The organism is Kosakonia oryziphila (assembly GCF_900094795.1).
Lineage (GTDB): Bacteria > Pseudomonadota > Gammaproteobacteria > Enterobacterales > Enterobacteriaceae > Kosakonia > Kosakonia oryziphila.
In genome coordinates this window covers 24,796-31,840 of the sequence record NZ_FMBC01000053.1, presented here as the reverse complement: position 1 = coordinate 31,840, position 7,045 = coordinate 24,796, and the positions used below count along the sequence as shown (strand labels likewise).

At 52.7% G+C, this 7,045-nt stretch carries 9 protein-coding genes; 2 read left to right on the top strand and 7 right to left on the bottom strand.

From position 1 onward, the window contains the following. The 6 genes from rsxC to blr form a co-directional block, all read right to left on the bottom strand. Nucleotides 1-1,762, bottom strand: a 1,762-nt coding sequence (gene rsxC / locus GA0061070_RS20330; protein ID WP_090137864.1) for an electron transport complex subunit RsxC, incomplete at its 3' end; no start/stop codon positions are given. Continuing rightward, nucleotides 1,755-2,333: an electron transport complex subunit RsxB gene (rsxB, locus tag GA0061070_RS20325; RefSeq protein WP_090137862.1), complete on the bottom strand. Its 579-nt coding sequence runs from the start codon at nt 2,331-2,333 to the stop codon at nt 1,755-1,757. The genes rsxC and rsxB, both read right to left, overlap by 8 nt. Next, nucleotides 2,333-2,914 (bottom strand): electron transport complex subunit RsxA, encoded by a 582-nt coding sequence (gene rsxA, locus GA0061070_RS20320; protein ID WP_090137860.1) that lies wholly within the window; start codon nt 2,912-2,914, stop codon nt 2,333-2,335. The genes rsxB and rsxA overlap by 1 nt, the downstream gene beginning before the upstream one ends. A 77-nt stretch (nt 2,915-2,991) precedes the next feature. Continuing rightward, on the bottom strand, nt 2,992-3,432 hold the full coding sequence (locus GA0061070_RS20315; protein WP_090137858.1) for a DUF2569 domain-containing protein: 441 nt from the start codon (nt 3,430-3,432) through the stop codon (nt 2,992-2,994). A gap of 87 nt (nt 3,433-3,519) precedes the next feature. Continuing rightward, entirely contained in the window at nt 3,520-3,663 is a 144-nt protein-coding gene (locus GA0061070_RS25635; protein ID WP_244153177.1) for an HHA domain-containing protein, read from the bottom strand. Nucleotides 3,664-3,900: 237 nt separating this feature from the next. After that, nucleotides 3,901-4,038 (bottom strand): division septum protein Blr, encoded by a 138-nt coding sequence (blr, locus tag GA0061070_RS20305; RefSeq protein ID WP_090137856.1) that lies wholly within the window; start codon nt 4,036-4,038, stop codon nt 3,901-3,903. 208 nt (nt 4,039-4,246) lie between these two features. Between blr and GA0061070_RS20300 the strand changes: the two genes are divergently transcribed. Further along, nucleotides 4,247-5,287, top strand: coding sequence for an oxidoreductase (locus GA0061070_RS20300; RefSeq protein WP_090137854.1), 1,041 nt, complete (start codon nt 4,247-4,249; stop codon nt 5,285-5,287). Between the two features lie 37 nt (nt 5,288-5,324). Here GA0061070_RS20300 and add read toward each other — a convergent pair whose 3' ends face one another. After that, complete coding sequence (gene add / locus GA0061070_RS20295) at nt 5,325-6,326, bottom strand: adenosine deaminase (protein WP_090137852.1); 1,002 nt, start codon at nt 6,324-6,326, stop codon at nt 5,325-5,327. A gap of 408 nt (nt 6,327-6,734) precedes the next feature. Between add and GA0061070_RS20290 the strand changes: the two genes are divergently transcribed. Further along, on the top strand, nt 6,735-6,983 hold the full coding sequence (locus GA0061070_RS20290) for a biofilm development regulator YmgB/AriR family protein (protein ID WP_090137850.1): 249 nt from the start codon (nt 6,735-6,737) through the stop codon (nt 6,981-6,983). The last annotated feature ends 62 nt before the right edge of the window (nt 6,984-7,045 follow it).

The window sequence follows — 7,045 nt, the reverse complement described above, 5'->3', positions numbered from 1 at the left end:
CCGGCGGTTGTTCAGCAGCCGGGGATTCAGCCTGTGCTGCTTTGCGCGCTTTTGCGCGGGCAATTGCCGCCTCGACGGCAGCTTTGCGCGGATCGGCCGTTTCACCGCTTGCTGCGTTTGCCTCAGCGAGCTGTACTTTCTCTGCCTGACGGGCGCGCACCTGCGCTTTACGCGCTTCGCGAGCGGCGATGGCATCACGGTTATCCGGCTCAGCGCCAGCCTGAATCACCACAGGTTGCGTTGCGGTAGCTTGTTTTTCCCGTAAACGGGCCAGCGCAGCGTCGATAGCCTGCTGATCCTGAGCGCCAGGCTGAACTACGGCCTGTTTGTGGCGCTGCTGGCGGGCTATTTTATCGCGCTCAAGACGAGCCTGACGCGCCTCAAAGCGCGCTTTGGCTTCGATAGTACGTTTCTCTTCCTGCGCAATAGCATAAATTTCTGCTTTCTCCTGGCGGAAATATTGCACCAGCGGAATATTGCTGGGGCATACCCAGGCGCAGGCGCCGCATTCGATACAGTCGGAAAGATTATGCGCGGTGGCTTTATCGTGCTGCTGGCCTTTGCTGAACCAGTAAAGTTGCTGCGGCAGTAAATCTGCCGGGCAGGCATCGGCACAGGCGCTACAGCGAATACAACCTTTCTCTTCCTGCGGTTCGCCCATTTCGTTGGCGGACGGTGCCAGCAAACAGTTGGTGATTTTGACCACCGGAACATCCAGCCACGGCAGAGTAAAGCCCATCAGCGGGCCGCCCATAATAACCAGTTGTCCGCTGGAGGGACAAAAACCCGCATGTTCAAGCAGATGACGTACTGGCGTACCCAAACGCGCCCAGACGTTGCCAGGACGGGGGACGGCTTCGCCGGTCAGCGTGACGACCCGTTCGGTCAGGGGCTCGCCGTCAATCACTGCGCGTTTCACCGCATAGGCCGTACCGACGTTTTGCATCAGGATGCCGATATCCGAAGAACGACCACCGTGCGGCACCTGTTTACCCGTCAGGATCTGCGTCAACTGTTTTGCGCCGCCGGACGGATATTTGGTTGGAATAATGCGTAACTGAATATCATGGCTGTCGGCCAGCACCGCACGCATCATCGAAATTGCCTGCGGTTTATTATCTTCAATCCCGATGAGGATCTGACGTGGTTTAAGAATGTGCGCCAGAATACGCACGCCTTCAATAACCTGCGCGGCACAATCCTGCATCAGGCGGTCATCGGCGGTAATATAAGGCTCGCATTCGGCGGCATTGATGATCAGCGTTTCAATTTTATTGCCGCCGCCATGCAGTTTGGCAGCGGTCGGAAAGCCTGCACCGCCTAACCCCGCGACGCCATATTGATGAATGCGTTCGAGCAACGCATCAATACTGTGCGAGCGGTAGTCATTCCAGCCGTTACGTTCGATCCAGCGATCTTCGCCATCTGCTTCAATAATGACGCTCATCTCCGGCAACGCAGAAGGGTGAGCGGTGGAGTGGGGAGCGATAGCGATAATAGTACCCGACGTCGGAGCATGTACTGGCAGCATCCGTCCGCGACCGCGTGTCAGCGGCTGGCCGCGCAGCACCGTATCACCGACACTGACGCACAGTTCGCCTTCAGTACCAATATGTTGCTTCAGCGGTATGACAAAGCGCTGCGCCAGCGGTAACTGGCGCAGCGCCGTGCCGTTAGACTGCGTTTTCATCTCCGGCGGATGAATTCCACCGTGAAAATCCCACAGTTTCTCTTTTCGGAAAGCGGAAAATAACTTAAACATGGTGTTCCACAGGAATAATACGTACCGGAATGGTTTCTAAATCCCATTTCCAGCTTGAGGTGGTCGTTTCCACAGGACGCAATTCAATGCACTGCGTCGGGCACGGATCCACACAAAGATTACAACCGGTACACAGATCACTCATCACTGTATGCATGGCGCGCGTAGCGCCAAGGATGGCATCGACCGGACAGGCCTGGATGCATTTAGTGCAACCAATGCAGTTGTTTTCATCAATGACCGCCAACATCCGTACCGGCTCCTGTGCGCTGGCATCGCCGTCAATCGGTTGTGGATCGATATTCAGCAGCGTGGCGATTTTCAGCATTACCGCTTCGCCGCCCGGCGCGCAACGGTTAATTTTTTCGCCGTTGAGGCCCACAGCTTCCGCATAAGGGCGGCAGCCGGGATAGCCGCACTGACCGCACTGACTTTGTGGCAGCAGCTCATCAATACGTTCAACGACCGGATCGTCCTCAACCGCAAAGCGGCGGGATGCATAACCGAGAATGAGACCGAACAGTAGCCCAAGCACGCTCAGGGCTGCAACGGCAACAGAGATTGCACTCATTACAGTTTTACCAGACCACTAAAGCCCATAAAGGCCAGAGACATTAAGCCTGCGGTGATTAACGCAATCGCATTGCCGCGAAAGGGCGCGGGCACATTGGCAACCACCAGGCGCTCGCGGATCGCAGCAAACAGCACCATCACCAAAGAGAAGCCAACGGCGGCGGCAAAGCCATATAACGCCGATTGCATGAAATTATGACCAAGGTTGATATTCAGCAGCGCAACACCCAGCACCGCGCAGTTGGTGGTAATCAACGGCAGGAAGATCCCCAGCAGGCGATAGAGCGCCGGGCTGGTTTTGCGTACCACCATTTCGGTGAACTGCACGACGACTGCGATAATCAGGATAAACGCCAGCGTGCGCAGATAGACTAAACCCAGCGGAATCAGAACCCAGGTATCGATAATCCAGGCGCACACCGACGCCAGCGTCATCACAAAGGTGGTCGCCAGACCCATGCCCATGGCGCTTTCCAGTTTTTTGGAAACGCCCATAAACGGACACAAGCCAAGAAACTTCACCAGTACGAAGTTATTGACCAGCACCGTCCCGATAAATAGCAGCAGATAATCTGTCATTATTTAGCCTGAAAATAAAAAAGCCGCCTATTATCGGCCAAACAGCACCGGGCGACAACAGGATAACTGTAAGGTTATTACGGATTAACGAAGGTCTTCTTCACGCGTTGAGAACGCTTGAAGTAAGGCACCATCAGTGCTGCGGCAAGCAGTGGGAACAGAAGCTGTCGCACTGCCAGATCGTCGGAAATGGGAGAGAAAGCGAACGCCTTCAGCGATAGCAGGACGCAAATTAACGACCAGATTATATAGTGTTTGGGTACGCTGCGGCGGCGCTTAAAAAAGGCGATTACCAGCCAGAGCGTGTAATACCAGATAGCGATAGCGAAGGCGAATGAAACGAACCACAGAACATTTTCTTTTAGCGTTTGCGCGCCGAGCGCCGCAACCGTCTGTGGCGTTAATAGCGCGGTAGCATAAAGCATTAATGCCAGAGAAGTACTTAATAACGTAAGCAGCAACCAGGCCAGAGGGCCAAGTAACCAGCCTCCGATTCGTTCTGCAGGCGTTGTCGTCATATGTATTCCTCTTTTAACGCTTTAATGTAATGCATTTATTTCGCCGGGCGACGAGTATAAAGCATTGCGTGTCAAATACCAGAGGCGTTACTGCACGTAGCACCAGACAGGGCGGAGAACGCACTCAGTGTCAAACAAGCGGCCGCCAGAGACCAGCTCAGCACGGCAGTGTCGGTAAGAGTTGTCGTTAAGGTAGGCAAACAATTTTTCCGGAGTTTTAATCGAACTGATTCAGCGGGATTTTAATAAATAATCCTGAATGGTCATGTCATGGATTATCCATATACTAAAAGAGACGTAAATCAAACAGGGCTAATTCTTTGTTATCACAACGTAAATAGCTCTACTGTTAAAGTATGAGTTTTCTTTTCGAATGAAAGCAAGTGCCAGAACGGCGGCGGACAAGAATCATGATCTTCGCAACTACTGGTAATAAGCATTTATGCTCTTTACCAGCAGTTTTCGTTATTATTTTTTTTGCGCCACAGAACTCGGCTCCGGGGGATGGTAATTATCTATATGGCTGGCGAAAATCAAAAGAACGGCCGATACTCCGAGCACCACCCACCCCATTAGTTCAATGATCCGATTGGTTATTCCGGCCATACTTCTACAACTCCCTGATATTAAGCCATGTATAAAAAAACGCCATTATGTCCAGGAAAAGCGCTGATTGTAGATTTAAGCAGATTTTTCAACAGGAAACCAGGGTGTGGTAGTACTAAATCGTTCATGAAATTTCTGAATAGAGGAAGCGGTTGTCGCTATCCGGCAGATGGTGTCAAATAAGTGCTCTATAAAGGAGAGACACGATATGAGTGATAAAATCCATGTTGGCTTAGTTGGTTATGGTTATGCCAGTAAAACGTTCCACGCACCGCTGATTGCCGGGACGCCAGGAATGGAACTGGTGGCTATTTCCAGCAGTGATGAATCAAAAGTCAAAGCCGATTGGCCCGTCGTACCGGTTGTCTCTGAACCGAAACATCTGTTCAACGATCCGCAAATCGATTTAATTGTGATCCCCACGCCTAACGATACCCACTTTCCGTTGGCCAAAGCCGCTCTGGAAGCCGGTAAACATGTCGTCGTGGATAAACCCTTTACGGTGACACTGTCACAAGCTCGCGAACTGGATGCGCTGGCGCGTAGTCTGGGGCGCGTATTGTCTGTTTTCCACAATCGACGCTGGGACAGTGATTTTCTGACGTTAAAAGCGCTACTGGCGGACGGCGCGCTCGGCGAGGTAGCCTATTTTGAATCCCATTTTGATCGTTTTCGTCCGCAGGTACGCAACCGCTGGCGTGAACAGGGCGGGCCGGGCAGCGGCATCTGGTACGATTTAGGTCCGCATCTGCTCGATCAGGCGGTTAATTTATTCGGTCTGCCGGTATCGCTGATGGTCGATTTGGCGCAATTGCGCCCGGGTGCACAATCAACGGACTACTTCCATGCCGTACTGACTTACCCGCAACGTCGCGTGGTGCTGCATAGTACGCTGCTGGCGGCTGCGGAATCGGCACGCTACATTGTGCACGGTAGCCGTGGCAGCTATGTGAAATATGGTCTGGATCCGCAGGAAGAGTGCCTGAAAAATGGCGCGCGCTTGCCGCAGGCTGACTGGGGTTACGATATGCGCGACGGTGTGTTGACGCGCGTCGAAGGTGAAGAACGTAGGGAAGAGAGCTGGCTAACCGTACCAGGCAACTACCCGGCCTATTATGCTGCGATTCGCGATGCGCTTAATGGCGTCGGTGAAAACCCGGTTCCGGCCAGCCAGGCCATCCAGATTATGGAGTTAATCGAACTGGGGATTGAGTCCGCAAAACATCGCGCCACCCTGAGCCTGACCTGACAACTGGCCGCTCACGCTGCTGCGCGAGCGGTTTTTTTTAGGCGTTTGCCACTCTCTCCCGTAATGCCTGTTTCTCTTGCTCACTGAGAAACGCCATCTCCAGACCGTTAATTTGCGCCTGGCGAATCTGTTCGCGGCTCAGCCCTGCTGCCGGTGCCGCAACCTGATATTCATAACCGATCTCTACACCCTGTACGGCCGGATCGTCAGTGTTGATGCTGGCAAGAATGCCATGTTCGAGGAAGGTCTTGAGTGGATGGCGATCGAGCGAAGGCACGGTACTGGTCTGAATATTCGACGTCAGACAGGATTCAATGCCGATACGTTGCTCCGCAAGGAAATCCATTAGCGCCGCATCGTCTATCGCTTTAACACCGTGGCCGATACGCACGGCGCCCAGTTCGCGAATCGCCTGCCAGATACTTTCCGGCCCGGCCGCTTCGCCTGCATGCACGGTAATGCGCCAGCCCGCATCCCGCGCGCGGTTAAAGTGCGACAGAAACAGGCTGCCAGGGAAGCCAAGCTCATCGCCCGCCAGATCCAGCGCGGTGATCCCGTCGCGATGTGCCAGTAAGGCTTCCAGCTCCTGCAAACAGGCGGCTTCGCCAAAGGTGCGGCTCATAATACCGATTAGCCGCGCCCGAACGTTGAAATCGCGGCTGCCTTCACCTATGCCGGCAATCACCGCTTCTACCACTCCAGCAATCGGCAGGCTGTGTGTCATGGCCATGTAGCCTGGCGAGAAACGCAGCTCGACATAATGCAGGCCGTTAAGAGCAGCATCCTGCATATTTTCGTACGCCACCCGGCGGCAGGCATCCAGCGAAGCCAGCACTTTAACGCCCCAGTCGAGTTTCGCGAGAAAACTGACCAGATCGGGTTCGTTCGAGGTGACCTGCACATGCGGACGCAGCGCGTCGAGCGTTAGTGCGGGCAGAGGTAAATTATACTGGCGGCCAAGATCCAGAATAGTTTGGGCGCGGATATTGCCGTCAAGATGTCGATGGATGTCAGTAAGTGGCAGGTTTGGATCTATCATGGTCGCACTCTTTATTTTTGCTAAAGTGCATACCATTATACCACAGCTCAATAAGCTATTAAAAATACAGCTAAATTTATGAATCCCTGAATGAAAAGGCCATGACGGCGAATAACAACCCGATTTCATGCACCTCTTTCTTCTGTTGCCTGAACACCTGCAGAAAGGATAGCACGCGTCTCATTGTTCTGATTTTAGACACCGAGGCGCAGGATCTCTAAGCGACGCGGGTTTCAAATACTGGCGGGTGGAATATACGGCAGTAAAAAATTGTCGCCAGGGGAATAGATAAAACATTGTTATGTAATAAGTTGCACAGGTGAAAAAGCATGACTATTTTTTATTGTCGAATCAGACCTCTCCCGCCATACCGTGGAGGCCGGGCTCTCTTTTTTATTCAGGATTACTATGCAGACGACAACCACAGAAGAGCAACTTAATGCGTATTTCGGAACAGATACGCACAGTTATGAAGCGGAAAAGGAAATAATCCACGATATCATGCATAACCTGCGGTTAAAGAATGTTGAGGTCAGTAATAAGTATCTGATTCTGGTGCTAATCGGTCTACTGGAAACAGAAGATGATGTGGTCAGACAGGATATCTATCGCAATGCATTAGAGCTGGTCGTGCAGAAAACGCCCGACGATAGGTAATTAAAAAAGGTGCGTCCTCGATTCGCCTTCGCCTGGCGCGAAGGAGTTTTTTTGCCTGCAAG

Coding starts and splice junctions, on each gene's coding strand:
- GA0061070_RS20315 (WP_090137858.1), bottom strand. CDS start 3,432: ATGACGACAACGCCTGCAGAACGAATCGGAGGCTGGTTACTTGGCCCT.
- rsxA (WP_090137860.1), bottom strand. CDS start 2,914: ATGACAGATTATCTGCTGCTATTTATCGGGACGGTGCTGGTCAATAAC.
- add (WP_090137852.1), bottom strand. CDS start 6,326: ATGATAGATCCAAACCTGCCACTTACTGACATCCATCGACATCTTGAC.
- GA0061070_RS20300 (WP_090137854.1), top strand. CDS start 4,247: ATGAGTGATAAAATCCATGTTGGCTTAGTTGGTTATGGTTATGCCAGT.
- rsxB (WP_090137862.1), bottom strand. CDS start 2,333: ATGAGTGCAATCTCTGTTGCCGTTGCAGCCCTGAGCGTGCTTGGGCTA.
- blr (WP_090137856.1), bottom strand. CDS start 4,038: ATGGCCGGAATAACCAATCGGATCATTGAACTAATGGGGTGGGTGGTG.
- GA0061070_RS20290 (WP_090137850.1), top strand. CDS start 6,735: ATGCAGACGACAACCACAGAAGAGCAACTTAATGCGTATTTCGGAACA.